Raw genomic sequence first — 22,955 nt, forward strand, 5'->3', positions numbered from 1 at the left:
AATTATACTTTTACGTCTTGGTAATCTTCGTTTTCGTCAAATTTCACTTCGGCAAAAGGACAAAGTGGGTCTATCTTAAAATCTTTTTCCCGAGCGTAATTTACGGTGTGATCTAGTAATTTACTCGCCAAACCATTTCCTTCTAAGGATTTTCTGGTTTGGGTATGGTCGATCACCAGTACCTTTTCTTTTTTTACATAAGTAAGTTCACAAACAATACCTTCATCGTCTTGCATGTAAAACATCCCGTTGGTGAGATTTTCTTTATGTAAGATTTCGTGGTTCATGATTTTTTATTTTGAATATTGTTTGTCTACAATTCCGTAGTCAAGAGATTCTTCAGCGTTCATCCAATAATCCCTGTTGAAGTCTTTCATCACTTTTTCAAAATCCTGTCCGCAATTATCGGCTAATATCTGTGCACTTAACTCTTTGGTTTTTAAAATCTCTTGTGCCTGAATTTCAATATTTGAAGCTTGACCTCTGGCTCCACCGCTGGGTTGATGAATCATTACTTTGGCATGTGGCATAATTAAACGTTTGCCTTTGGTTCCTGCTGAAAGTAAAATAGAACCCATTGAAGCGGCTAATCCGGTACAAATGGTAGAAACATCGCACGAAAGCGATAGCATAGTATCATAAATAGAAAATCCTGAAGTAACATAGCCTCCCGGGCTATTAATGAAAAACTGGATATCTTCTTTACCTAGCGAATCTAGGTACATTAATCGCTCAACAATATGTTTAGCAGATTTATCGTCTACTTGTCCCCAAAGAAATACTTTACGGTCCTCTAAAAATTTATGGTCAATCAGGTCTTGAGACTTTCCTGGCTTGTTGCTCATGGTTACAATTTTTTATTTGTTTAAAAATAGAATTATTTTCATAAAAGTCACCTCAAATTTTTTGAAATTTTATTTGGTGAAAATATAAAGCTTTTGATATATTTGCCATCGATTGCGGGAGTAGCTCAGTTGGTAGAGCGTCAGCCTTCCAAGCTGAATGTCGCCAGTTCGAACCTGGTCTCCCGCTCTAGAAATCCTATCGATATTTATTGATAGGATTTTTTTGTTTTTAACAGGTTGTTGTTGAGTGAGTTGTTAATTGAAGGTTTATGCTGAACGAGATACAAGTAAATCAGTTTTTTTGAAATTTTTAAAAAATTGATAAACCGGTTAAGGAAGTAAGTTCTTCTAAAGCTTTCATTCCTTTTTCTGAATTTCCTTTTTCATTTAACAAAGGGCTCCAAACCGCTACGGAATATTCTCCCGGATGTATGGCGACAATTCCACCGCCAACACCACTTTTTCCGGGTAAACCGACCCGAAAACTAAATTCACCGGCTTCGTCATAAAAACCACAAGTCTGCATAATGGCATTGATTCGTTTGGCACTATTCGCGCCAATAACTTTCTTGTTGGTGTTCAGTGTTTTTCCTTCGTTGGCAAAAATAATAAAGGCTTTGGCCAATTGTCGGCAAGACATAGCAATGGAGCATTGGTGAAAATAAAAGTCTAAAATATCATCTGCATCATTCTCAATATTCCCCAAGGCTTTCATATAATTGACGAGTGCTATATTGCGATACCCATGTTCATTTTCAGAAGCAGCCACTTTTTTATCATATTCAATACTGGGGTCATCACTAATTTCCCTTACAAACTCGAGAAGCTGTTCTTTGGGGTTATCCAATTCAGAAATTAAAATATCAGCGATCACTAAAGAACCGGCATTGATAAATGGGTTTCTGGGGATTCCCTTTTCTTTTTCCAATTGTAGCAAAGAATTAAACGGATCTCCGGACGGCTCGACATCTACCCGTTTCCAGATTTTCTTACCGCCGTGCTTTTTAGCTAAGGCCAAGGTGAAGACCTTGGAAATACTCTGAATAGAAAAGCGCTCATCGTGATCTCCAAAACAAAAATCATCACCATTAAGGCAATACAAATGCATTCCAAATTTGTTAGCAGGTATTTTTGCCAGTTCAGGAATGTAATCAGGAACCTTTCCGCCAGGATCAAAATGCTCCAGTTCTTTTTCAATTACATTTAAAATAGCTTGGTAATCCATTATTCTAAATCTTTAAGAGAAGTTCCGTTTTCGACTTCGTAAGGTTCTTCGTCTTTTTCAAAGATCCTGGCATTTAATCCACCTTCAAGAATAATGTCGTTATTTTTTACTCGTAACCAGCTTCCTTCCCTTAGACCAACTACCGGCATGGCATTCATATGGTGGAATTCTTTAATCCTGGTTTCACGGGTTTCTCCTTTGTGGGTAGAGGTAGGGTCGGGATCTAGGTAATGCGGATTCAAATTAAATTCTAAAATTCCCAGTGTTTTAAAACTTGGCGGGTAAACAATGGGCATATCATTGGTGGTTCCCATGGTTAATCCGCAAATGTTGCTTCCGGCACTGGTCCCTAAATAAGGTGTTCCGCTTTCAATAGCCTTTTTTAGGGGTGTTAATACTTTTTGGTTGTAGAGTTGCGAAACCAATAAAAAAGTATTTCCGCCACCGGTAAAAAGTGCTTGAGCACTCTGCAGTGCTTCTGCAGGATCTTCAAACTTGTGCAGTCCTTTTACTTCCTTATTTAAAAAAGCTAAACCTTCTTTAGCTTTTTGGGTGTATTCGTCGTGTGAAATTCCGCCGGGACGTGCATAGGGAATAAAAATTATTTCAGAAACATCTTTATATAATTCTTCTAAAGCTTCTTTTAAATAAGCTAAGTAATTGCTACCGTGAACAGTAGAAGTACTGGCTATAATACAGTTCATATCGTCAGTTTTTTTGTAAATTTATTGCAAAGTCATGCTTTAACAAAAGTTTACGCGCGTTTTAGGTTTTTTATAAGATAGTTATTGGTAACTTAACTAAAAAATTAACAATGAAAAAAATACTTCTCTTTTTGCCAATCTTTTTTTTAGCTACTGTTCTCCACGCCCAGATGAGTAGTAGAATGCTTATTAAAGGAAAAATAAATGTTCCTATTGATGATGAAGCTTCTTCTATAGATGTATATAACTTAAGTACTACCAAAGGAACGATTACCGATAATTACGGAGAATTTTTGATTGCGGTGGCAGAAGGAGATAAACTTTACTTTTCAGGAATTCAATACCAAGATTTTACTGTTGAGATTACCGAAGATATAATGAAAAGTAAAAAGCTTAATATTACTATTAATGAAGCGGTAACAGAATTAGAAGAAGTAACGGTTAGGCCTTATGGACTTTCGGGAAATATAGAGGTCGATTTGCAAAAAATTCAAACACAAGACATTAATTCACCAAATGGAGGGAGTTTGGCATTAGTGGAAACTTATGATTACGAATTACGCCCTGACGATAAAACCAAAGTTCATAATGATGCCATCGATAAAAGTTACTTGAAAAACGGGTTGAATTTTGCCAATATTTTTAGGGAGATCTTTAGTTCAAGAGATAAGGATGCCAGTAAAGATATGATTAAAGAAGATATTGATGTCAAAATCAGAAAAGTTTACGACGATGATTTTTTCAACCAATACCTAAATATAAAAAGAGAAAATATTAATGAATTTATTTTCTATGCACAAGAGCACGGCCTTCATAAAGAAATGTTGAAAAGAGGAAACGATCTTGCCTTGATTCAGTTTTTAATTGAAAAAAGTAAAGCTTATAAAATGCAACAAAATAAATAAAGTAACGTCTATTTATGTAATAGACAGACTTTACTTATGAAGCATTTTTACCTTCTTTTATTCCTATTGATGGGTTTTCTTGGATTTAGCCAAGAGCAATTTCAAGGACAAATTATTGCAGACTCCATTGGTTTTACGCAAGTGAATATTGTAAACCTCACCCAGAAAATTGGGACGGTCAATAATACAAAAGGTGAATTTATAATCGATGCTGAAGAAGGGGACAAAATAATGTTTTCCTCGGTTCAATATGAACCTTATCAAATTACGGTTACTCTAGACATTCTTCAGCAAACAGATAATAAGATTTATTTGTTTCGATTGGTGAATGAACTAGAAGAAGTCAATATTAGTAATATAGATTTAACCGGTAATTTGGTAGAAGATGCTGCCAATATTAAAACCAAGCCTTTTTTTAATTCTACCTCTTTTGGTTTCCCCAACGTTCAACCTATGACAGTAGAAGATAGGAGATTATACACCGCTTCTACTGGAGGTATTTTTACTGTTATCGATATACTGTCTGGGAGAATGGATATGTTGAAACGAATGAAAGCTATTGCCGATTTTGAGTTAGTGGTAGCAAATTCAAAAAAAATGGTACGGGAATCCTTTTTTACTGAAGACTTACATATTCCTGAAGAATTCGTGGAAGATTTCATTTATTTTTGTGCGAAAGATGAACGATTTGAAAAGTTAGTACATCAACAAGCTAAACTGCAAGTGATTGAATTTTTTACTTCTAAAGTAGAAGATTATCGTAGTTTTAAGGAATGGGATTAACAAGAAAATCAATATCTATCCTTTTGCTGCTTTTTTCTGCAGCCTCCTTTGCTCAAGATCGCTTTTCAGGAAAAATTATCGCAGATTCCATTGCATTCACCCAAGTGAATATCGTGAACCTGACTCAAGAACTGGGTACTACCAATAATTCTACTGGCGAATTTGTAATAGACGCAGGAGTAGGGGACGAAGTGATTTTTTCTTCGGTTCAATATGAACCTTATCAAATTACGGTGACTTCAGCAATGCTTCAGCAGAAAAAGAATATAGTTTATTTATTTCCTTTAGTAAATGAACTGGAAGAAGTGAAGATTAGCGATATCGATTTATCGGGAGATTTAAACAAAGATGCTAATCGTATAGAAACCTCTCCTTTTTTTGATCCTAAAGAACACGGTTTACCAGTGAATACTAAACCCAAACCTACTACTGCGCAACGACGAATTTACACCGCAACTACTAGTGGAGGTGGTATTATTCCTTTAGATCCTATTATTAATGCTATTTCTGGACGGTTGGCAATGGTTTACCGGCAACGCGATTATGAAATTGATAAGAATTTAATGGTGAAAGCCTATAATTCCCGTCCATTAGAGTTTTTTGTTATCGATCTAGATATTCATGAAGATTTGATAGAAGATTTCTTGTATTATTGTGTGACTTTTAAACCATTTCGGGAATTAATAGTCCAAAAAGAAAATACTTTTAAACTTTCAGAGTTTTATAAAGAAAAAGCGAAAGCTTATAAAGAATTAAGAAGTAGAGAAGAATGAAGTTTACACGCATTATTGTCTTATTTAGTCTCATCTATTCCCTTTCCGCATTTACATCGGTCCATAAATATTACCTGAGCATTACTGAAATTGAATATGCCCAAGAACAAAAATCCCTTCAGATGATAAGTAGGATTTTTGTAGATGACTTTCAGAAATTATTGCAAACCCGATATGATAAATCGATCGAATTAGTCCGTGGGAAAAACAATGAACAAACAAATTTGTATATTGAACGATATTTTGAAGACAAGTTGAAAATTGAAATCAACAAAAAAACGCTTCCTTTAAAATTTATAGGAAAACGCTATGAAGACGATTTGATAATTTGTTATTTTGAAGCCACTCAGGTGGAAGATTTTCATAAGGTTAGCGTAACAAATCTTATTTTAACCGACTTATACCAAGAGCAAAAGAACTTAATTCATTTTAAAAAAGGAGATGAAACTAAAAGTTTGATGCTGATGAAAGATAAACCTGAAGGAGAACTGAAATTTTAATTAATCTAAAATCAAGTACATATAATGAAAAAAGCTAAATTCTTATTTACTTTTCTATTGGCTGTTTTCTCTTTAGCTGCATTTGCGCAAGAAGAACAACAAGAGAAAAGTGAACCTCAAGAAGGACACATAAACCAAAACAAGTTTAGACAGCTTTACCAAGAATTTTCTACGCCCAATCAATATAGAACTGCTTCTGGAGCACCGGGACCTGCCTATTATCAAAATACGGCAGATTATGAGATAGAAGTTACCTTGGATGATAAAAACCAGAAGCTTTCCGGTTTTGAAACGATTACCTATACCAATAATTCTCCAGATCCGCTTGAATACCTGTGGGTGCAATTAGACCAAAATGTAAGGGCAAAAGATAGTAAATCGCCATTAAGAAATGGCAAAGAGCTAGAGCCTGTTAACCGGCCCAGCAGCTTTGTGTCAGATTATATAGAAGAACCTTTTGATGGAGGTTTCAACATTCAAGAAGTTTCCAAAGACGGAAAACCTTTAAAATACATCATTAATCAAACGATGATGAGAGTAGATTTACCCGAAACGTTAGAGCCGGGAGACGATTTTGAATTTTCAATTAAATGGTGGTATAATATCAACGATCACGTGGTGAATAGAGGTCGCTCAGGTTACGAGTATTTTCCTGAAGATGGGAATTACAATTATGTGATTGCTCAGTTCTTCCCAAGAATGGCGGTTTATAATGATGTGGAAGGATGGCAAAATTATCAATTTTGGGGAAGTGGGGAATTCGCTTTACCCTTTGGTGATTATAATGTAAAAATTACCGTTCCTGCCGATCATATTTTAGATGGAACCGGAAAACTTCAGAATAGAAAAAAAGTATTTTCAGATAAAATGATGAAGCGTTACGAGCAGGCTAAGAAATCTTTTGATAAGCCCGTATTTATCGTAACCGAAGAAGAAGCAAGGGAAGCCGAAAAAGGTTTTTCCAATAAAACCAAAACTTGGGAGTTTGAAGCAAAAATGGTAAGAGACTTTGCTTTTACTACTTCTAGAAAATATATTTGGGATATGCAAGCGGTAGATGTAGGCGGTAAAAATGTAATGGCCGTTTCACTTTACCCAAAAGAAGGAAATCCACTTTGGGAAGATTATTCTACAAAAACAGTAGCACATACCTTAAAATCGTATAGCGACCACACCTTTGACTATCCTTATCATAAAGCCATTTCGGTACACGCTAAAAACCAAGGAATGGAATATCCTATGATTTGTTGGAACTACGGAAGACCAAATCCGGACGGTTCGTATACCGATAGAACTAAATTCGGAATGATTAGTGTAATTATTCACGAAGTAGGGCACAACTTTTTCCCGATGATTGTGAATAGTGATGAACGTCAATGGGGTTGGATGGACGAAGGCCTCAACAGTTTTGTAGAATATATGGCTGAGCAAGAATTTGGTGAAAAATATCCCGAAGCGATTGCGCCCTTGGATAAATACCCTTCCCGTCGAGGAGAACCCACTAAAATCACCAGTTATATGAAAGGAAATCAGGAATATATTGCTCCCATTATGAGTAATCCTGAAAACGTATATCAATTAGGGAATAATGCTTACGGAAAACCTGCAACTGCTTTAAATATTCTTCGGGAAACGGTTATGGGAAGAGAGTTATTTGATTATGCTTTTGCTACCTATGCAAAAAGATGGATGTTTAAACACCCAACTCCAGAAGATTTCTTTAGAACCATGGAAGACGCCTCCGGGATAGATTTAGATTGGTATTGGAGAGGTTGGTTCTACACCACCGATTATGTAGATATGGGCGTAAAAGATGTAAAATCTTATTACATCACCGATCAACCTACCAAAGAAGGAAAAAAAGTGTTGAGCAATTATGGTATTGAAGATCCAAGTCAAGTACAAGCTGTTTATGTTGTAGAAGGAGCTAGCGAAGAATATAACGCAGACTTAGAGAAAAAAGATCCATTAGAAAATGCAGCAACGCTCAAAGAATATATGATGGATAATTTTACCGAGCAGGAACGTAAAAAGATGAAAGTTCCTAAGCATTTTTATCAAGTGACTTTTGAAAAGCCGGGAGGTTTAGTGATGCCATTAATTGTAGCCTATAACTACAAAGATGGTACCTCAGAAAAAGTAACTTATCCAGCACAAATTTGGAGAAGAAACGATAAGGAAGTAAGTCGTGTATTGGCTACTGATAAAGTATTGGAAAGTGTAGTTGTAGATCCAGATATGGAAACTGCCGATGTAAATACTGAAAACAATGCTTGGCCAAAAGAAGAAAAGCCTAATGAGTTTGAAAAATTCAAAGAACAACAAACCAAGGACTAAGCTAAGGTTTAAACAATAATTTTTAAGCTGACTTTAACGAGTCAGCTTTTTTTATACTATTTTTACTGCCTATATTTGCTTTATGTTAGTACTACCATTATTCATTAGCGGCGCTGAAATAGCCTTTATTATGTTCATTTTAGTGATGGTTTTTGGAGCCGATAAGATTCCTGAAATAGCAAGAGGGCTTGGTAAAGGGATGCGTACATTAAAGGACGCTACCAACGATATCAAAAATGAAATCACCAATAGTGCTGAAAAGCATATGCAAGATGCCGGAGGAGAAGACTTCAAAAAAGAAGTAGAAGAGGTGAAAGACGATATCGAAGAAATTACCGGCTCTATTAAAAGGAAGAATTAATTCATGTAAATGTTTGAACAATTAAAAGAATGGGATAGGGAACTATTTATTTATTTAAATGGTTTAGGGATTGAACGTTTTGATTCTTTTTGGATTGCAGTAACTCAAGAAGAATATTGGATTCCGCTTTACATTATCTTTTTCATTTTAATTTTTATAGCCTATAAAAAAAAACAAGCTTTTATTGTTTGTATTGGGTTTCTTTCCAGTTTTGTAGTCACCTTTGGTTTAACTCGTTTAATAAAAGCTTCAGTTGCTCGCATCAGGCCTAATAATGCTGAAAATCTCAAAGAAATTATTAGGATTCTTCAAGAACCTACCTATTACAGTTTTGTTTCCGGGCATACTTCGAGCTCAATGGCAATTACCACCTTTATCGTATTAGCGTTGAGGCATCGTTTTAAATGGGTATATGTTTTTTATATTTGGCCCATTTTATTTGCTACAAGTCGCATTTACGTAGGTGTTCATTATCCTTCAGATATAGCCGCGGGTGCTTTGCTCGGTGTGATCATTGCCCTTATCATCTATAAAATCTGTAAGAAAATGTTGGCGAGGGGAGATAAAGAGTTGGAAGAGTTATAAAACCCTCGTTACCGTTAAACCATCCCGAATAGGTAATAACACCGTTTCTACTCGCTTATCGGTAGCTAGTTTTTTATTGTATTCCAGTAATACTTCTGTGTCTTTATCACCTTCCTTTAATTCTTCTACCACTTTACCACTCCAAAGCACATTGTCAGAAAGGATAATGCCACCTGTATTCATTTTTGGGAGAATAATTTCAAAATAATTGAGGTAATTGCTTTTATCCGCATCGATAAATACTAAGTCGAATTTTTCTTCTAATTGCGGAATGATATCTAAAGCAACTCCCACGTGTTGATGCATGTGTTCACCAAAGCCCGATTTATCAAAATACTTTCGTTGGAGGTCGTATAACTCTTCGTTTTTATCAATGGAGTGCAAACTTCCACCTGGCTGAATTCCTTCCATTAGACACAACGCAGAATAGCCGGTGTAAGTTCCAATTTCCAGAATATGTTTTGGTCTAATCAACTTAGAAAGCATACTCAACACTCGACCTTGAAAATGGCCACTCAGCATTCTGGGTTGCAAGACTTTTTGATGCGTTTCTCGGTTGAGTTCTGCTAAAAGTTGAGGTTCAGTCTGTGAATGCTCTTCAGCATATTGATCGATAGATTCCGGTAAAAAATGCATTAGCCTGTAATTCTTTTTACTAATTCTTTTTTCGCTTGTTCGTCATCCCCGCAAAGCCATTTAATCACGTTGTTTTCCCAAATATCATCATATTGTTCTGCGGTAATGATATCCCGTTCTTTAGCTAGGTCTAAGATTTTTCCGGGATAAGAAGATTGCGGTGCGCTTTCCATTTCTCCTAAGGGATAAGGATCATCCAATCCCATAATGATTTGTTTCGGCTTTTGGTTTTCAACCAATAACTTTAACGAACCTGTATCGTGAACCAAGGTGTCAAAAAAGATATTCTTGTGTCCTACCGATTTTCTAGGATGTACTTTCCCTTCAAATAAATCGGGACGGCCATCAAAGCCTTGTATTCTTCGACCTAAATTAATTTGCGCTAATTGTCCACCGTGTGCAAAACAAACTCGCATATTGGGATATTTGTCAGGATAACCGTTCAGCGTTAAAAAATGATACGCATCCGCGCACTGCGCTAACATCCAAATTAAATGAAAACGCCAAGATGTGTTTTCTAGTTTTATAAATTTTTCTCCATCATACGGATGAATTTCAACCGCAAGATTATACTTGCTTGCCATTTCAAAAATCGGCTCATTTTCTTCATCAAAAATACAGCGCCAAGTGCCGATGCTATCCATATAATGCGTAGGTAAGCATAACAATCGCATTCCTAATTCTTCCACACAACGCTCAATTTCCCACAACGCACCACGAACAAAACCGGGATGAACCACAAAACCACAAGTGAATTTGGTAGGATGGTCGTGTTGCACACGAGCATTAAAATCGTTTTGAAACCGCAATGCCTGCTTCATTTCTTCTACTCGCAAACCATTTCCGTAAAGCTGGGAAAGGTTTAACACTACGGCATGATCAATTTTAAAACGTTCCATCCATTCTAATTTTTCTTTTAAGAAAAAGCTAGAATCAGTCACTGGTCGGCGCCAATTTTTTTGTAGCATGTATTTACGCTCCTCATCTACCCAGAAAATCTCTTTATCTTTCATAAACTGTGGAATTTCTTCTGGATAAGGCAGTAAATGAGAATGTCCGTTAATACGTAATTTTTTTGTCATGGTTGAGTTTGTTGTTGGTTATTGGCGTGTTTTGAGATTTTATTTTGGTAAAAATAAAATCTCAAAACCGGGCTATTCGCTATATCTTTTTTAGGAGTCACTTCGAGCGGAGTCGAGAAGTTTTTACACCTAAAAAAGGATGCCGCTGCTATCCCTCACGCGAGCGAAATTATAAACTTTTTGTTCTTCCGCCGTCTACCGGAACGTTTATTCCGTTAATGTAACTTGCTGCTTCGCTGGCTAAAAAAGTAACCGCATTGGCCAGTTCTTCCGGTTGTCCAAATCGCTTTGCCGGAATGGCATTTTGCATTGCTTGCGTTACTTCTTCTTCTGTTTTTCCGGTTTTATGGGCTTTGTTTTTAATGATATCAGAGAGTCTTCCTGTTGCTGTTGCTCCAGGTAAAATATTGTTCACCGTAATGCCAAATTCACCTAATTCATTGGCCATGGTTTTACTCCAATTCGCTACCGCACCACGAATGGTATTGGAAACTCCTAAACCATCTAAAGGTTGTTTTACCGAAGTTGAAATTACATTAATCACTCGGCCGTAACCGCGTTCCTTCATTCCGGGCAACAGTGCTTGAACCAGAATATGATTACAAATTAAATGCTGAGTGAAAGCCGCTTCAAATTCCTCAGTCTTAGCTTCTGAAATTTTACCACCCGGAGGTCCACCGGTATTATTCAGTAAAATATGGTAAGCTTTGGTTTGAGTTGCTTCTTCAACTTTTTCTTTTAAGGTTGACGGATTCGAAAAATCGGCTACCAAGTAAGTGTGATTTTGTCCTTGGTGATGATCTAATTCTTCGAGCACGGTTTTTAGTTTATCTTCGTTTCTAGCTACGAGCGTTACATTTACTCCTTCTGCAGCAAGTGCCAAAGCAGAAGCTTTCCCGATTCCTCCGGTCGCTCCGCATATCAAGGCATTTTTATTTTTTAAATTTAAATTCATAGATATATTTTCTATTCGTTTTTATTTTTTACAACTTAACTTCTAACTTCAAATTCGATTTCAGTTTCAACTTCATTTTCACCTCTTATACTGAATACACACATTTTTTGGTTCAGTAAAAAAGCGTAGGGCTTCGAAACCACCTTCGCGACCAACGCCACTGTCTTTTATGCCTCCAAACGGGGTGCGTAAATCCCGATTAAGCCAAGTATTGACCCAAACAATTCCGGCTTCTAAATCATTGCTTAATCGCATAGCGCGATCTAAATTACTCGTCCAAACCGTAGCTGAAAGTCCGTAGCGCACATCGTTCGCCATAGCTAAAGCTTGCTCTTCTGTTTTAAACGGAATAATCGTGACCACCGGACCAAAAATCTCTTCTTGATTTAATTGGCAACGATTCGATTGAACTTCAATAATTGTGGGTTCTAAATAGTAACCATGTTCGTGGTCTTTTACTTCAACTCGTTTTCCTCCGGTGAGAATTTTAGCCTCTTGCTGATTGGCGTTAGCAATATATCCCAAGATTTTTTTCATATGGGTTTCAGAAACAACGGCTCCTAAGTCTGAAGAAGCTTCACTGGGAACACCCACTTTTAGCTTTTCTGTTTCAGCAATAAAATCGGCTTTGAACTTTTCGTAAATCGATTCTTCTACGAAAATCCTTGAGCCACATAAACAAATTTGTCCTTGATTGGCAAAGGATGATTTTACCGTAGTTTGGAGCATCTGTTCATAATCGCAGTCGGCAAAAATTAAATTCGGATTTTTACCGCCCAGTTCGAGTGATAGTTTTTTGAACATTGGAGCCGCTGTTCTTGCCAAATGTTCTCCGGTTTTGGTACCACCGGTAAAAGAGATCGCCTTAATTTGAGGATGCTCTACAATAGCTTGACCAACTTCATTTCCTAAACCGTGAACAATATTTAAAACGCCTTTAGGTAAACCGGCCTCGATACAAATTTCACTAAGTAAATAAGCGGTCATCGGCGTGATTTCACTAGGTTTGGCAACCACGCAATTTCCTGCAGCTAGGGCAGGGGCGATTTTCCAAGAAAAGAGGTAAAGCGGTAAATTCCATGGAGAAATGCAACCCACCACACCAATCGGTTTTCGAAGGGTGAAATTGATGGTGTTTTTTCCGACGCTTTCGTGCGATTCACTTCCAAATTGGGTAAGCGCATGCGCATAAAATTCAAAATTGCTAATAGCTCGTGGAATATCAATATTTAAAGCTAGCGAAAGTGGCTTTCCGTTATCTTTAGATTCGGCTTTGGCAAAATCGACTAATTTTTGTTGAAGCAAATTAGCTATTTTTAATAGAACTTTACTGCGTTCTTCTAAAGTCGTGTTGCTCCATTCCGGGAAAGCTTGTTTAGCTGCATCAAAAGCAAGTTCTACATCTTCTTGTTTGCTTCGGGGTATTTTGCTGTAGACTTCTCCCTTCGAGGGATCGTAATTATCGATCCATTCATCAGAAATAGGTGAAATGAATTCGCCGTTAATATAATTTTGTAATTGTTGCATGGGTTGAAAAATTGTAGAATTCTTAGAAAATTCCACTCAAATATAACGCATGTTGAAAAATTGGCTAAATACTTTTATAAAAATTATTTGTTATCTTTCGTAGATGCAAAGTTTGAGGCGAAATTTTTTCTATTGGATAAAAATAAATGTATTTGTTATTTTACTTATAACCATCATTACCCTATTATTAGTCTTCATTATTGACTTTTTTTTAATAGGGATTACATCCATTTATTTGTCAGTAAGCATATGTATTTTTCTTGTCGCATCTTTATTTTATATCAAGAAAAAGTTTAAAAGTTCAGTACTATTTTTAACAACCTGGATAAGTTTTTTAGCATTTACAGGGTCTATCTTATTACCTGTTATTTTAGAACCTCAAATGTGCAGTGGAGGTTTCTATACGGTACCTTATCGTATCTTAATAATAGTGGTCTTGGTGTTACTGATTTTGCTGTCTTTAGTTATTGGGTTTCAAAATAAATTGAGTTTTATTATTGTAGGGTTATGCTCTTTTCTACATTTTTTATGTATCACTTATATTCTTCCTTTTAATTACGCTATGTATGTCGTGAACTTAATATGGAAGCAATTTATATAGTTAACAAACTACACAACATAAAGCTGAGAGTTTATCAAACTTTAATGCGTTGCGTATTGTTGTTTTTTATAAGCAATCACTTTTATTTCAATTAATAAATGCGGGTGTGGTAATTGATGTACCGCTACAGTAGTTCGTGTTGGGCCGGTTTCGGGTTCGAAGAATTTTCCATAAGTTTCATTGTAACCGCCAAAATCGTTCATATTTACCAAAAACGTAGTTACATCGACTACATCTTTTAAAGAAGCGCCTTCTTCTTTAAGAATACTGTCGATATTCTCTAAAACGGCAGCAGTTTGTTTTTTGATATCTAGGTTAGTGGTGCCCATTTCATCTACCTCAACGCCTTCAAACGTATTGTCGGGCCTACGAGAACTTGTTCCTGAAACATAAATAAAATCACCTACGCGTTTTACGTGTGGATATTTTCCTCTGGGTGTTGCTTTTCCTTCAATTACTTTTCCTGACATTTTTAGATTTTTAGCGGTTAGGGATGAGACTTGAGTATGATTTAAATCAATACTGGAAAAATTTAGCATTCCTCCTGAAATCTATCATCTCCTATCTTTTTTTATTTTGTTTTAAAACTTACTTTTCCTAATTTTTCTATTTGTGCTTCAATAGATTGGTTTTCTGAAAAATGTACTGAAGCAGTTGCTGCACCGGCTAATACGATTTGTCCTTTTTTAATAATGGTATCAGCTTTAGAAGCGAGTCGGCTTAGTTCTACCACCGATTGTAGCGGATTGGAAAGTATGGCATTGGTTTTTCCTTCTGCTAAGGTTTCGCGATTTACTTTTAAATGAATTTGCAAATCGTTAATACTTGGTTTTAAATCAATCCAATCCCCCAGCACATAAGCAGAAGCAGAGCAATTATCGGCGACCATATCTTCTAAGGCAAATTTGAAATTTTCATAGCGACTGTCGACAATTTCAATGGCTGGAGCCATTTTGTCGATGTAATCGGTGATATTTTTTAATCCTACAGATTCTTCAATATCTTTAGAAATTCGAAAGGCAATTTCAGCTTCGGCACGAGGTTGAATCCAACGCTTAGCTTCGACTTCTTCTTTGTTTAATATTTCCATGGAATTGGTGAGTACTCCCCAAATAAGGTCATGAACGCCCATTTGTTCCATTTTTGCACGGTTGGTGAAACCAAGTTTGTAACCGGTAACATATTCGCCGCGGTCTAACCTTTTGCCAACACAAAGGTTTTGTATTTCATAAGCAGCATCTAAATCTATTTGGTAAGTGGCTGCTAATTGTGATGTGGGTCTAGCATGCCTTGCGGCCTGATCTAAAATCTCTGCTATCTCCTGATGAGTCATTTTTATTAATTTAGTTTATTTTTAGTAAATCGTCATCCTGAACTTGTTTAATTACGTTGAATCTTTGATTTCAGGATCACATCTTTAAGCTTCATTTATCTATTGATGATGAGATTCTGTGTCAAGCACGGAATGACGGATATATATTTACTGAATATGATGTATACTTAATTGATTTTATTTCTTAATAAACAACGGTATCTTCTTGTAAAATATTTTTAGTTTCCTCTTTTACTAAATTAAGCTTTTCTTTTAAACTTAATTGATCGTTTATTTTCTGCTCAGAGAGTAATCGCAACATCGCTTTGTCTTGGGCCCGTCCGCGTTGCATCGCTTCGGCATAACCAATTTGTTCTTGAAACGTTACCAAGCGGTATTTTGAGGCATATTCAGCAGGGAATTCTTGTTCTAAAGCGGTTTCCAGTTTTCTTTTCTGTTGAAAAATAGGAGCAGCTGTGTGTTCTTTCATTTCATAAAAATTATCAATCGCTAAATCGGCAATCGCATCGGTATCTTTTTTACGAATATTTTGATAGGTTTTAAAGGTAGCTTCCCAATCTCCGGTGTGTTTTTCTAAAACTTCATCAAAAACTACTACGTCTTCAAAAGAAGCATTCATTCCCTGACCATAAAATGGTACGATCGCGTGTGCTGCATCGCCCATTAACAAGCTTTTTCCATGGCTATACCAAGGTGAACATTTTACTGTCCCTAAAGCTCCCGTGGGATTTTTAAAAAATTCTTCCCCTAAATTCGGCATGAGTTTTAAGGCATCGGGATAATATTTTTGGAAGTATTCTTCTGCTTTTGCTGCGGAAGTAATATTGTCGAAATTATAATCTCCTTCTGCATACGACATAAATAGCGTCACGGTAAAACTTCCATCTAAATTAGGAAGCGCAATAAGCATATTTTCACCTCTTGGCCAAATGTGCAATGCATTTTTATAGAGTTGAAAATCACCTTCAGTAGAGGGTTCAATGGTTAATTCTTTGTAACCGTGTTGTAGATAGTCTTGCGAAAAGCTGAATAGGAAACTGTGATCTTCCATCATACTTTTTCGTAGAGCAGAACCTGCACCATCAGTGCCAAAAATAAGATCGGCTGAAATGGTTTTTTCTTCTCCAGAATGATAATCTCTAAAGCTTGCTTTTGCTTCTGCCGAATTTACAGCTAAACACTCCTGATTAAACTGAATGGAAACATTTTCCATTTTTTCAGCTTCCTCTAATAAAAGTGCATTGAGATCTGTTCTGGAAATGGAATTGATGTATTCGTGTTCTAAACCACTATAGGGGGAAAGAAAGGTATTTTCTTCTTGATCGTGAATCATTCGTCCATTCATTGGGATGCAAATTTCTAAAGCTTTTTGCTCTAAGCCAACGAGTTTCATGGCTTTTATTCCACGGTTGGAAAATGCCAAATTGATGGATCTTCCTGCTGAGATATCGGTTTTTCTTAAATCGGGACGTTTTTCAATAAGTTGAACTTGATAGCCGCGTTGCGCCATTCGTAAGGCCAATAAGGAACCGCAAAGTCCGGCACCGATAATAAGGATGTTTTCTTTCTTTTGCATTATAAGAGTGCTTTTAAACGTTCAACCATTTTGTATACATTTTCAAAAGAATTGTAGAGTGGGGCAGGAGCTACGCGAATTACATTCGGTTCACGCCAATCGGCAATTACTCCGGCTGCCATCAATTTATCGAATAAAGCTTTATTGGCATGTTGAACCTTAATGGATAGTTGACAACCTCGTTCTTCTGGATTTTTTGGAGTGATAATTTCAATTTGATCGCCTTCAATTTCCTCCAGCAAATACTCTAAGTAATTGGTGATTTTTACCGATTTAGCTCTAATATTTTCAAATCCGGCTTCATCAAAAATCGCTAAAGAAGCTCTAATAGCTGCTAAGGATAAAATGGGTGGATTGCTTAATTGCCAACCTTCTGCTCCGGGAATTGGGTCAAATTCGTGACGCATATTAAAACGCGTTTGTTTGTTATGTCCCCACCAACCCGTAAAGCGTTTTAAATCTTTGTTGTTGGCATGGCGTTCGTGAACAAAGCAACCCCCAACACTTCCAGGGCCGCTGTTTAAATATTTATAGGAACACCAAACGGCGAAATCCGGTCCTGTTTCGTGTAAATTAGGTTGAATATTTCCTGCACCGTGTGCTAAATCGAAACCAACTTTGGCTCCGTGACGATGTCCTAATTCGGTGATTTTTTTTAAAGGAAAAGATTGCCCTGTATAATAGTTGGTAGAGCCAATAAGCAAGAGTGCAATATCATCTCCTTGCTCCTCCATTATATTTTCTAAATCTTCATAACGGCAAAGTTCTTCACCTTCTCTAGGCTTCCATTCAATTAAAGCATCTTTTGGTTGATGTCCGTGAAATTTCAGTTGAGATTCTACAGCATATTTATCGGATGGGAAAGCATCGCTTTCTATCACAATTTTATAGCGTCCTATACTTGGACGATAAAAAGAAACCATCATTAAATGTAAATTGACACTTAAGGTATTCATCATGACAACTTCAGATGGTTTTGCTCCAACAATTTTTGCCATTTTATCCGTTAAAAATTCGTGGTAAGGCATCCAAGGGTTTTTAGCCTCGGTATGACCTTCAACGCCTAAATTGCTCCAATCTTCCAATTCTTGTAGAATGTATTCTTGGGTGAGTTTAGGTTGTAATCCTAATGAATTTCCGCAGAGGTAAACTTGTTCTTCCCCGTTTTTATCTTTGGGAATATGAAATTGATTTCTAAAGCGTTTTAAAGGGTCTTTTTGGTCTTGCTCTTTCGCAAATTCCAAGGTGTTTTTATGTTGGGTTGTTTGCATTTTTATGTTCTAAAAAATGAGTTTTCCACAAATTTAGCAATAATTAATGAGTTGCTTTTGATTAATTCAAACGTTTGAATGATTGTTTTGTAGAATTTGAAATAATGAGAATTACTTCACAAGTAACTATTCAACTTTAATATTTGTAAAATAGAGTTTAAAATTTCCTTCTTTGTTTTGATGGGAAGTTGCGATTTTAAGTCCTTTAAAGTCTTGGTAACCTTCCCAAGTAGTTGATAAATTTGGTTCTTGACTACCTGAAGCAATGTAAGACCATTCTCTAATGATAAAATCTTTATCGACATAAATTTTATAAGTATCGCCCGGTGTATAACCGTCTTGATGATCGTAGGCAATGGTGATTTCTTTCATTGATTTTTCACTAATAGGTGCTTTTACATTTTCTTCTACAGAATATTGAAAACCTTTGTCCCAAACCAATTGAAAAGGGAAGAGTAACCAATATTTATCGTTGATAAAACCTTGGTCTGTTTGTTGCTGAATACTGTCCATATCTTTACGGAAATATTCAATCGTGTCTTTAGCTGATAGCATTTTGACCTCATTCTTTTGAGGATACCATTGCCAAGATCTCTCGTAGTGGCTCGAATCACGATCTACATTAAAAGTGTAATTAAGCTTTTTAATATTTTTCCAATTTTTATAGCCGTGAGCATTAGCAATTTTTTCTAAGATGGAAAGCTCTTTTGCAGAGGAAGTAGATGTTTTGGTTTTTTCAGAATCGTTTTTACAACCTATCACGCAAGTTGATAGGATGAGAAGAAGAATGAGTTGTTTCATGTTGGAATGATTTATTTATTAAAAATAAAAAAACCTCTTGATGATCTCAAGAGGTTTCTGTTTTATTGTTGATGAAAGATTAATCTACAGCGTCTTTCACATCGTCTGCAGCATCTTCCATAGAATCACCAACATCATCTGCGGCATCTTCTATTTTGTCTCCAGTACTTTTTTCTTCTCTACAACTTGTAAATGTAGTTGCTAAAGATCCTACTAAAAATAGGCATAAAAATAATTTTTTCATAATTCTAATTTTAATTGATTCGTTAATTAATTTACGGTCTTCTGCCAGTGGCAAGTCTATATAATATTCCGATTACGGCTAAGACTAAAAGGATGTGTATTAAACTACCAACAGCTTCGCCAAAACCAAAAAAGCCTATGAGCCATCCTATAAGTAGGATTACTATAATAAGCCAAATTAAATCACCCATGGTTTTTTATTTTTATAGTTAGTCGAAGTAAATGTATATAATAAGATTTTTCGCTTGCGATTGTTTAACTATCAATTAACTAAGAATTAATACTTATTTGGGTTTTTTAGGATGTCTGCGGCTCGCTCTTTATGTTTTTTTAAGGTTTCAGAATTCATCTTGTTCAAAAGGCTCATCATCATATTCATGCGTTGGTTATCTTGAAAATGTTCTCGCTTCTCGTCTAAAAAATTCCAATACAAAGAATTGAAGGGACAAGCGTCTTCTCCTTGCTTTTTATTGACATTGTAATGACAATCTTTACAGTAATTGCTCATTTTGTTAATGTAACTTCCACTGGAAACATAAGGTTTGGTAGCAACAATTCCTCCATCGGCAAACTGACTCATTCCACGGGTGTTGGGCATTTCTACCCATTCAATCGCATCTATATAAATACCTAAATACCAAGCGTCAACTTCGTCTGGATGTACTTGTGCTAATAAAGCAAAATTGCCCGTAATCATTAATCGTTGAATATGATGCGCATAAGCTTCCTCTAAACTTTGTTTGATGGAATGATTAAGGCAATTCATTTTTGTTTCGGCGTTCCAATAAAAATCGGGGAGTTTGTTTTGATTGTCTAATTTGTTGCTTCTGCGGTAACCGGGCATTTCTTTCCAATAAATACCACGCATATATTCGCGCCAGCCTAAAATTTGCCGAACAAACCCTTCCACTTGAGAAATATCAATATCACTTTTATTTTCATGGTAGGTATCGATCACTTTTTCAATAACTTCTTGCGGCGATAGCATTTTAGAATTCATCGCAAAAGAAAGCCGGGAATGAAAAAGGTATAGCTGTTCTGTATGCATGGCGTCTTGATAATCTCCAAAATGAACTAATAAATTTTCGCAGAAATAGTTCAATACTTTTAAGCAATCGGGGCGAGAAGTTGGCCAGTTAAAGTTTTTCTCCTGGATACTTCCCATGGTTTTGATTTCCTGCTGTTCAATTTGTTTTACAATGTTAGAAACATCTTTTCTAAAGCCTCTTTCGTGCGGAATTTCAGGTTGACCTTTCCATTTTTTACGGTTGCTTTTATCGAAATTCCATTGACCGCCTTCCGGATTTTTTTCATTTTGCATGAGAATAGAATGTTTCTTACGCATATCGCGGTAAAAATATTCCATCGTCATTTCTTTTTTGCCTTTGTAAAATTCAGCTAAATCTGTGCGAGAAGTATAAAAATGTTCGGTGTCGAAAGCTTCAGAATCAATTTCTAGATTCGAGCAGAAATCTTTGAGTTGTTCATTTAAACGGTACTCATCGGGAAGTTGATATTCAAATTTTTCAATTTCATACTTATCGATAAGCTGCTGGAGGTTTTCAATTAAATCCTGTTTGTTTTCCTTGGCATCAATTTCATAATAAATTACTTGATGACCTTTGTCTTTTAAATGCTGATAGAAGTTTCGCATAGCAGCGAAAAACGCGACAACTTTTTGAATATGATGTACGGTATAATCGGTTTCCTGACGCATCTCTGCCATAAAATAGAGCGTGTCTTTGTCTGGTGAAGAAAACCAAGAATGTTTGTGATGGAGCTGGTCGCCAAGTAGAAATCGAAGTTTTTTCATATTAAATCAAAAAAGGATTGAAGTTGAGTTTTAGAACAATTCTTTTTGACCAGATAACCAAGTTTGTTGGTATTTCTGATTGGGGTCGTAACGTTTTGCTTGTGATTTTATATTAAACTTCCGATCTCTAGGGTCGTTGCCTACGCCACTATTATACATCCAATTGCCCCAATTGCTGTGCACATCATAATCGATGAGCATACTTTCAAAATAGGCAGCGCCCACTCGCCAATCTTGTTTTAATTCTTTTGCCCAAAAACTATTTACATTTTGTCGACCACGATTGCTCATAAATCCGGTGGCATCAATTTCCTTCATATTTGCATTCACAAAGGGTTCTTGAGTCTCACCATTTACCCATTTTGCAAGCGTTTCTGTATCGTGGTTCCAGTCTAAATTTTTAGTTGAAATTCCGTTAAGCTGAAATAGTTTATTGCCGTGTTTTAAGGAAATGTATTTGAAGTAATCCCGCCAAATCAATTCAAAAATGAGCCAATAGGTGCTATCGTTTTTTACAATTTGCTTTTCAAATTTTTTGATTTCCCAATAAATTTTTCTTGCGGAAATACTTCCATTGGCTAACCAAGCTGAAAGTTTAGAACTGTAATCTGCGCCTAGAAGTCCGTTACGTGTTTCTTTATAATGCTGAAGTTGACATGTGTCCCAAAAATAATGCTGTATACGTTTATCGGCTTCATCTTCGCCTCCACGAAAAGGAAATGCAGATCTCGAATCTATTTCAACTTCACTTAACTCTAAATCTTTTAATGGAGGAACTTGCGTTGTATGTTTTACAAGGTATTCTTCAGGTTGAGGTTGAGGTAAATTAGCCGGGGGTTTTACATTAACGTGGTATTCTGTTTTTTTTCTGAATTGGGTGTAAATTTCCGGGATATTTTGAAACGATTCGTAAGGAATATCTTCCGGATGAAATAAAAATTGATCGTAGGTTTCAATAAAATCAACTTCGGGAAGATGGTATTTTAGATTTTGCTGAACTTCGGCTTCTTCTTGTGTCCATTCTTTTTGCAGAAAAATTTTTTGAAAATGATATTTTTCCGCAAGATTTGGAATTATTTTCTCGGGATAATCATTAAAAACCAATAGGCTAATATGGAGTTTTTCTTTTAAATTTTTTTGTAAATTTTGTACACTTTCCAACAGAAATTTAGCCCTAAATTTTTCAGTTTTTTTAAAACCAAATGTAGTCTCCTCAAAATGCCGAGGATCAAAACAGTAAACTGCTAAAATTGGTCGGGATTCTTGACATGCCTTTTGAATGGAATAATTATCAAAAACCCGTAAGTCGTTTCTGAACCAGATTACATTGTATGTTTGTTTTTCGCGCATTTTTTACTGCAATATTTTACGTGTTCCCAATCCTTTTCCCATTTTTTACGCCACGAAAAGGGTCGTTGACAAACCGGACAAATTTTAGTGGGAAGTTCACTTTTCTTCATCTAAAATAGAATTCACTTCCTTGTTGGGCTTAGCATGATCAAACCGGTCGATGAGGTGTGTTTCTGTATAACCATCTAATCCATTTATGGCTATAGTTTCTGCTTTTTCAAGGTTAAGCCAGCCATCTTTTTCTTCAATACCGTCTTCAAAAAGTAAATGTTCTATTTCCCCAATAATCATTCGGCATTGGTTTTCTTTCAAGTAATAATAATTAACCAGCTTGCAACCAATTTTTATTTTTGCCTCTTTTACAAAAGGTGGGTAAAAGCCTTTGTGATATTCTTCGGTTAAATCAGTTTTATCGAATTCTGAAATCTTTCCATCATATTTAGCTGAAGTATGGTGAGCATCTTTAATAATTCCTTTGTGGATGTGGTTTACTGTAAATTCTCCGGTAGAAACTAAATTATCATACGTGTTTCTCTCCACAGAAGTGGGGCGTAAAATAAAGCCGAGTAAAGGTGGATTGCTACCTAGGTGAATTACAGAACTATAAATAGCGACATTGGTAATTTCATCTTTAGATTTTGTAGCAATTAGGTTGGCAGATTTGTAGCCACTTAAGCTATTTACCAAATTAATTCTAAATTGCTTTTCCAAGTTTTCAATATCTTCTCTATTGTAATAATTCATTTGGG

Annotated in this window: 26 protein-coding genes and 1 tRNA gene; 8 read left to right on the forward strand and 19 right to left on the reverse strand. The window is 36.0% G+C overall.

The window, feature by feature from the left end:
• Positions 1–2 precede the first annotated feature (2 nt).
• Positions 3–287, reverse strand: coding sequence for a GNAT family N-acetyltransferase (locus FVB9532_RS11880; protein WP_150545400.1), 285 nt, complete (start codon positions 285–287; stop codon positions 3–5).
• Positions 288–293: 6 nt separating this feature from the next.
• On the reverse strand, positions 294–845 hold the full coding sequence (locus FVB9532_RS11885) for a ClpP family protease (RefSeq protein ID WP_150545401.1): 552 nt from the start codon (positions 843–845) through the stop codon (positions 294–296).
• 114 nt (positions 846–959) lie between these two features.
• Between FVB9532_RS11885 and FVB9532_RS11890 the strand changes: the two genes are divergently transcribed.
• Positions 960–1,032 (forward strand) — tRNA-Gly (locus FVB9532_RS11890).
• Positions 1,033–1,155: 123 nt separating this feature from the next.
• Here the strand turns inward: FVB9532_RS11890 and FVB9532_RS11895 are convergent.
• A complete protein-coding gene (locus FVB9532_RS11895; RefSeq protein ID WP_150545402.1) occupies positions 1,156–2,070 on the reverse strand; it encodes a glutaminase in 915 nt (304 codons plus the stop codon).
• Positions 2,070–2,774 carry a dipeptidase PepE gene (gene pepE, locus FVB9532_RS11900; RefSeq protein WP_150545403.1) on the reverse strand — a complete coding sequence of 235 codons (705 nt, stop codon included), beginning with the start codon at positions 2,772–2,774 and terminating at the stop codon, positions 2,070–2,072. The genes FVB9532_RS11895 and pepE overlap by 1 nt, the downstream gene beginning before the upstream one ends.
• A gap of 110 nt (positions 2,775–2,884) precedes the next feature.
• Here pepE and FVB9532_RS11905 point away from each other — a divergent pair, with 110 nt between their 5' ends.
• The 7 genes from FVB9532_RS11905 to FVB9532_RS11935 all read left to right on the forward strand — a co-directional run bounded on the left by FVB9532_RS11905 (position 2,885) and on the right by FVB9532_RS11935 (position 9,018).
• Positions 2,885–3,679 (forward strand): BamP family beta-assembly machine protein, encoded by a 795-nt coding sequence (locus tag FVB9532_RS11905; protein ID WP_150545404.1) that lies wholly within the window; start codon positions 2,885–2,887, stop codon positions 3,677–3,679.
• Between the two features lie 36 nt (positions 3,680–3,715).
• The gene (locus FVB9532_RS11910) at positions 3,716–4,462 is read left to right on the forward strand and encodes a BamP family beta-assembly machine protein (RefSeq protein ID WP_150545405.1); all 747 of its coding nucleotides are present in this window, start codon (positions 3,716–3,718) and stop codon (positions 4,460–4,462) included.
• The gene (locus FVB9532_RS11915) at positions 4,453–5,235 is read left to right on the forward strand and encodes a BamP family beta-assembly machine protein (RefSeq protein WP_150545406.1); all 783 of its coding nucleotides are present in this window, start codon (positions 4,453–4,455) and stop codon (positions 5,233–5,235) included. The genes FVB9532_RS11910 and FVB9532_RS11915 overlap by 10 nt, the downstream gene beginning before the upstream one ends.
• Positions 5,232–5,735 carry a DUF6702 family protein gene (locus tag FVB9532_RS11920; protein WP_150545407.1) on the forward strand — a complete coding sequence of 168 codons (504 nt, stop codon included), beginning with the start codon at positions 5,232–5,234 and terminating at the stop codon, positions 5,733–5,735. The genes FVB9532_RS11915 and FVB9532_RS11920 overlap by 4 nt, the downstream gene beginning before the upstream one ends.
• Positions 5,736–5,759: 24 nt before the next feature.
• A complete protein-coding gene (locus FVB9532_RS11925) occupies positions 5,760–8,072 on the forward strand; it encodes a M1 family metallopeptidase (RefSeq protein ID WP_150545408.1) in 2,313 nt (770 codons plus the stop codon).
• 82 nt (positions 8,073–8,154) lie between these two features.
• Positions 8,155–8,433: a Sec-independent protein translocase subunit TatA/TatB gene (locus tag FVB9532_RS11930; RefSeq protein WP_150545409.1), complete on the forward strand. Its 279-nt coding sequence runs from the start codon at positions 8,155–8,157 to the stop codon at positions 8,431–8,433.
• A 9-nt stretch (positions 8,434–8,442) separates the two neighbouring features.
• Positions 8,443–9,018: a phosphatase PAP2 family protein gene (locus tag FVB9532_RS11935; protein ID WP_150545410.1), complete on the forward strand. Its 576-nt coding sequence runs from the start codon at positions 8,443–8,445 to the stop codon at positions 9,016–9,018.
• Here the strand turns inward: FVB9532_RS11935 and FVB9532_RS11940 are convergent.
• The 15 genes from FVB9532_RS11940 to FVB9532_RS12005 form a co-directional block, all read right to left on the reverse strand.
• The gene (locus FVB9532_RS11940; protein WP_150545411.1) at positions 9,013–9,654 is read right to left on the reverse strand and encodes an O-methyltransferase; all 642 of its coding nucleotides are present in this window, start codon (positions 9,652–9,654) and stop codon (positions 9,013–9,015) included. The genes FVB9532_RS11935 and FVB9532_RS11940 overlap by 6 nt on opposite strands.
• Positions 9,654–10,736 (reverse strand): amidohydrolase family protein, encoded by a 1,083-nt coding sequence (locus tag FVB9532_RS11945; RefSeq protein ID WP_150545412.1) that lies wholly within the window; start codon positions 10,734–10,736, stop codon positions 9,654–9,656. Before FVB9532_RS11945 ends, FVB9532_RS11940 begins: the two co-directional genes overlap by 1 nt.
• Positions 10,737–10,905: 169 nt before the next feature.
• Entirely contained in the window at positions 10,906–11,691 is a 786-nt protein-coding gene (locus tag FVB9532_RS11950; protein WP_150545413.1) for an SDR family oxidoreductase, read from the reverse strand.
• Positions 11,692–11,769: 78 nt separating this feature from the next.
• A complete protein-coding gene (locus FVB9532_RS11955) occupies positions 11,770–13,218 on the reverse strand; it encodes an aldehyde dehydrogenase (RefSeq protein ID WP_150545414.1) in 1,449 nt (482 codons plus the stop codon).
• 642 nt (positions 13,219–13,860) lie between these two features.
• Positions 13,861–14,289, reverse strand: a complete 429-nt coding sequence (locus tag FVB9532_RS11960; protein WP_150545415.1) for a RidA family protein — start codon at positions 14,287–14,289, stop codon at positions 13,861–13,863.
• 101 nt (positions 14,290–14,390) lie between these two features.
• Positions 14,391–15,152 (reverse strand): 2-keto-4-pentenoate hydratase, encoded by a 762-nt coding sequence (locus FVB9532_RS11965; RefSeq protein WP_150545416.1) that lies wholly within the window; start codon positions 15,150–15,152, stop codon positions 14,391–14,393.
• Positions 15,153–15,336: 184 nt separating this feature from the next.
• Positions 15,337–16,728: an FAD-dependent oxidoreductase gene (locus tag FVB9532_RS11970; protein ID WP_150545417.1), complete on the reverse strand. Its 1,392-nt coding sequence runs from the start codon at positions 16,726–16,728 to the stop codon at positions 15,337–15,339.
• A complete protein-coding gene (gene kynU, locus FVB9532_RS11975) occupies positions 16,728–17,999 on the reverse strand; it encodes a kynureninase (protein ID WP_150545418.1) in 1,272 nt (423 codons plus the stop codon). The genes FVB9532_RS11970 and kynU overlap by 1 nt, the downstream gene beginning before the upstream one ends.
• A 126-nt stretch (positions 18,000–18,125) precedes the next feature.
• A complete protein-coding gene (locus FVB9532_RS11980; protein WP_150545419.1) occupies positions 18,126–18,800 on the reverse strand; it encodes a hypothetical protein in 675 nt (224 codons plus the stop codon).
• Positions 18,801–18,879: 79 nt separating this feature from the next.
• Positions 18,880–19,044, reverse strand: coding sequence for a hypothetical protein (locus FVB9532_RS19505; RefSeq protein ID WP_194716543.1), 165 nt, complete (start codon positions 19,042–19,044; stop codon positions 18,880–18,882).
• 31 nt (positions 19,045–19,075) lie between these two features.
• Positions 19,076–19,234: a lmo0937 family membrane protein gene (locus FVB9532_RS11985; RefSeq protein ID WP_150545420.1), complete on the reverse strand. Its 159-nt coding sequence runs from the start codon at positions 19,232–19,234 to the stop codon at positions 19,076–19,078.
• A gap of 86 nt (positions 19,235–19,320) precedes the next feature.
• Positions 19,321–20,856, reverse strand: a complete 1,536-nt coding sequence (locus FVB9532_RS11990) for a cryptochrome/photolyase family protein (RefSeq protein WP_150545421.1) — start codon at positions 20,854–20,856, stop codon at positions 19,321–19,323.
• A 30-nt stretch (positions 20,857–20,886) separates the two neighbouring features.
• Positions 20,887–22,206 (reverse strand): DASH family cryptochrome, encoded by a 1,320-nt coding sequence (locus tag FVB9532_RS11995; RefSeq protein WP_150545422.1) that lies wholly within the window; start codon positions 22,204–22,206, stop codon positions 20,887–20,889.
• Positions 22,179–22,316, reverse strand: coding sequence for a DUF2256 domain-containing protein (locus FVB9532_RS12000; protein ID WP_150545423.1), 138 nt, complete (start codon positions 22,314–22,316; stop codon positions 22,179–22,181). The genes FVB9532_RS11995 and FVB9532_RS12000 overlap by 28 nt, the downstream gene beginning before the upstream one ends.
• Positions 22,303–22,950, reverse strand: coding sequence for a flavin reductase family protein (locus FVB9532_RS12005; RefSeq protein WP_150545424.1), 648 nt, complete (start codon positions 22,948–22,950; stop codon positions 22,303–22,305). The genes FVB9532_RS12000 and FVB9532_RS12005 overlap by 14 nt, the downstream gene beginning before the upstream one ends.
• Between the last annotated feature and the right edge of the window lie 5 nt (positions 22,951–22,955).

Origin of the sequence: Mesonia oceanica (assembly GCF_902499555.1) — a bacterium.
GTDB classification, from domain to species: Bacteria; Bacteroidota; Bacteroidia; order Flavobacteriales; family Flavobacteriaceae; genus Mesonia; species Mesonia oceanica.

Excerpts from the sequence above, each read along its gene's own strand:
- FVB9532_RS11880 (WP_150545400.1), bottom strand. The coding sequence starts at position 287 with ATGAACCACGAAATCTTACATAAAGAAAATCTCACCAACGGGATGTTT.
- FVB9532_RS11885 (WP_150545401.1), bottom strand. The coding sequence starts at position 845 with ATGAGCAACAAGCCAGGAAAGTCTCAAGACCTGATTGACCATAAATTT.
- FVB9532_RS11895 (WP_150545402.1), bottom strand. The coding sequence starts at position 2,070 with ATGGATTACCAAGCTATTTTAAATGTAATTGAAAAAGAACTGGAGCAT.
- pepE (WP_150545403.1), bottom strand. The coding sequence starts at position 2,774 with ATGAACTGTATTATAGCCAGTACTTCTACTGTTCACGGTAGCAATTAC.
- FVB9532_RS11905 (WP_150545404.1), top strand. The coding sequence starts at position 2,885 with ATGAAAAAAATACTTCTCTTTTTGCCAATCTTTTTTTTAGCTACTGTT.
- FVB9532_RS11910 (WP_150545405.1), top strand. The coding sequence starts at position 3,716 with ATGAAGCATTTTTACCTTCTTTTATTCCTATTGATGGGTTTTCTTGGA.
- FVB9532_RS11915 (WP_150545406.1), top strand. The coding sequence starts at position 4,453 with ATGGGATTAACAAGAAAATCAATATCTATCCTTTTGCTGCTTTTTTCT.
- FVB9532_RS11920 (WP_150545407.1), top strand. The coding sequence starts at position 5,232 with ATGAAGTTTACACGCATTATTGTCTTATTTAGTCTCATCTATTCCCTT.
- FVB9532_RS11925 (WP_150545408.1), top strand. The coding sequence starts at position 5,760 with ATGAAAAAAGCTAAATTCTTATTTACTTTTCTATTGGCTGTTTTCTCT.
- FVB9532_RS11930 (WP_150545409.1), top strand. The coding sequence starts at position 8,155 with ATGTTAGTACTACCATTATTCATTAGCGGCGCTGAAATAGCCTTTATT.
- FVB9532_RS11935 (WP_150545410.1), top strand. The coding sequence starts at position 8,443 with ATGTTTGAACAATTAAAAGAATGGGATAGGGAACTATTTATTTATTTA.
- FVB9532_RS11940 (WP_150545411.1), bottom strand. The coding sequence starts at position 9,654 with ATGCATTTTTTACCGGAATCTATCGATCAATATGCTGAAGAGCATTCA.
- FVB9532_RS11945 (WP_150545412.1), bottom strand. The coding sequence starts at position 10,736 with ATGACAAAAAAATTACGTATTAACGGACATTCTCATTTACTGCCTTAT.
- FVB9532_RS11950 (WP_150545413.1), bottom strand. The coding sequence starts at position 11,691 with ATGAATTTAAATTTAAAAAATAAAAATGCCTTGATATGCGGAGCGACC.
- FVB9532_RS11955 (WP_150545414.1), bottom strand. The coding sequence starts at position 13,218 with ATGCAACAATTACAAAATTATATTAACGGCGAATTCATTTCACCTATT.
- FVB9532_RS11960 (WP_150545415.1), bottom strand. The coding sequence starts at position 14,289 with ATGTCAGGAAAAGTAATTGAAGGAAAAGCAACACCCAGAGGAAAATAT.
- FVB9532_RS11965 (WP_150545416.1), bottom strand. The coding sequence starts at position 15,152 with ATGACTCATCAGGAGATAGCAGAGATTTTAGATCAGGCCGCAAGGCAT.
- FVB9532_RS11970 (WP_150545417.1), bottom strand. The coding sequence starts at position 16,728 with ATGCAAAAGAAAGAAAACATCCTTATTATCGGTGCCGGACTTTGCGGT.
- kynU (WP_150545418.1), bottom strand. The coding sequence starts at position 17,999 with ATGCAAACAACCCAACATAAAAACACCTTGGAATTTGCGAAAGAGCAA.
- FVB9532_RS11980 (WP_150545419.1), bottom strand. The coding sequence starts at position 18,800 with ATGAAACAACTCATTCTTCTTCTCATCCTATCAACTTGCGTGATAGGT.
- FVB9532_RS19505 (WP_194716543.1), bottom strand. The coding sequence starts at position 19,044 with ATGAAAAAATTATTTTTATGCCTATTTTTAGTAGGATCTTTAGCAACT.
- FVB9532_RS11985 (WP_150545420.1), bottom strand. The coding sequence starts at position 19,234 with ATGGGTGATTTAATTTGGCTTATTATAGTAATCCTACTTATAGGATGG.
- FVB9532_RS11990 (WP_150545421.1), bottom strand. The coding sequence starts at position 20,856 with ATGAAAAAACTTCGATTTCTACTTGGCGACCAGCTCCATCACAAACAT.
- FVB9532_RS11995 (WP_150545422.1), bottom strand. The coding sequence starts at position 22,206 with ATGCGCGAAAAACAAACATACAATGTAATCTGGTTCAGAAACGACTTA.
- FVB9532_RS12000 (WP_150545423.1), bottom strand. The coding sequence starts at position 22,316 with ATGAAGAAAAGTGAACTTCCCACTAAAATTTGTCCGGTTTGTCAACGA.
- FVB9532_RS12005 (WP_150545424.1), bottom strand. The coding sequence starts at position 22,950 with ATGAATTATTACAATAGAGAAGATATTGAAAACTTGGAAAAGCAATTT.